This window comes from Microbacterium sp. Bi128, from assembly GCF_918698205.1.
The window spans coordinates 1-1,789 of record NZ_CAKKMM010001065.1; the positions used below are offsets into that span (position 1 = coordinate 1).

Consider the following 1,789-nt stretch of genomic DNA (forward strand, 5'->3'; position numbering starts at 1 on the left):
GCGGGAACCGGCACAGGGCAACGTTCAGGGCGGCGTTCCGGAGCGCCGCGAGGTCACCGTCCGCCGGGCCCCGAAATATGTGCCCTTCCTGATCCTGGGCGGGCTCCTGGGCGTGGCCGTCGCGGCCATCATCGCCTACGCCCTGCCCGGTGACCCGAGCTTCGACCGTTCCTCGGTCTTCGGCTTCTTCATGGTCCTCTGCGCGGCCGGCGGCGTCATCCTGGGTGCCGCTATCGCCCTGGTCCTGGACCGGCGGAGCGTCCGCCGCGCCGAGCACGCCGTCGTCGAATCCGCACCTGACGCCGACGACGACGAGGGCCGCGACGGGAACCTCCGCTGAAGGGCGTCAGGTCATAAACCGGCTGCCGGAAAAGTCTTAGCGCACATCGTGAGATAATCGACCAGTGGCACGCGGCGATGGAAAACTTTCTCATGATCTTCTCCCAGGCGAAAAAGGCCCTCAGGACGCATGCGGCGTCTTCGGGGTCTGGGCACCCGGTGAAGAAGTAGCAAAACTCACCTACTACGGGCTGTATGCACTGCAGCACCGCGGTCAGGAGTCGGCTGGCATAGCAACCAGCGACGGCAAGCGGATCAACGTCTACAAGGACATGGGCCTCGTTTCCCAGGTCTTCGACGAGACCACGCTGAACACCCTGACCGGGCACCTGGCCGTCGGCCACTGCCGCTATTCCACTACCGGTGCGAGCCACTGGGCCAACGCCCAGCCGACCCTGGGCGCGACGTCCACGGGCACCGTGGCCCTGGCCCACAACGGCAACCTGACCAACACGGCCGAGCTCAAGGCAATGATCGAGGACCGCAACGGCGGAAACCTCAGCGGCGAGATGAAGCAGGGCAACACCTCCGACACCGCACTGATGACCGCGCTCCTGGAGGGCGAAGAGGGCAAGTCCCTGGAGCAGACGGCCATGGAGCTGCTGCCCAAGATCAAGGGCGGCTTCTGCTTCGTCTTCATGGATGAGGGCACCCTCTACGCGGCCCGCGACACCTACGGGATCCGCCCGCTGTGCCTGGGCCGGCTCGAACGCGGCTGGGTGGTTGCCTCCGAGCAGTCCGCCCTCGCCACCGTCGGCGCCAGCTTCATCCGCGAAATCGAACCCGGCGAATTCATCGCGATCGACGAGGACGGCGTCCGCTCGCAGCGCTTCGCCGAGGCGACGCCGGCCGGCTGCGTTTTCGAATACGTCTACCTCGCGCGCCCGGACGCCTCCATTGCGGGCCGCTCGGTGTACGAATCCCGCGTCGAAATGGGCCGCCAGCTGGCCCGCGAAAACACCCAGGAAGCGGACATCGTCATCCCCGTGCCGGAATCCGGCACCCCCGCGGCGGTCGGCTACGCCGAAGAGTCCGGCATCCCCTTCGCGCACGGCTTCGTCAAGAACTCCTACGTGGGCCGCACGTTCATCCAGCCCTCGCAGACGCTGCGCCAGCTCGGCATCCGGCTCAAGCTCAACGCCCTCGAATCCGTGATCCGCGGCAAGCGTGTCGTGGTGGTGGACGACTCGATCGTCCGCGGCAACACCCAGCGCGCCATCGTGCGGATGCTCCGGGAGGCGGGCGCCGCAAGCGTCCACATCAAGATTTCCTCCCCGCCGGTCAAGTGGCCCTGCTTCTACGGCATCGACTTCGCCTCCCGGGCGGAACTGATCGCCAACGGCGCCACCATCGACGAGATCACCCAGGCCATCGGCGCCGACTCGCTCGCCTACATTTCCGAAGACGGCATGATCGACGCCACCCGCCAGCCGCGCGAGCGTCTCTGCAC

At 67.0% G+C, this 1,789-nt stretch carries 2 protein-coding genes; both read left to right on the top strand.

The genetic code is table 11. From position 1 onward, the window contains the following. Positions 1-340: hypothetical protein (locus LQV45_RS29790; protein WP_230010753.1), on the top strand; the 340-nt coding region annotated here is incomplete at its 5' end. A gap of 64 nt (positions 341-404) precedes the next feature. Beyond that, on the top strand, positions 405-1,789 hold a 1,385-nt coding region (gene purF, locus LQV45_RS29795), incomplete at its 3' end, for an amidophosphoribosyltransferase (RefSeq protein WP_230010755.1).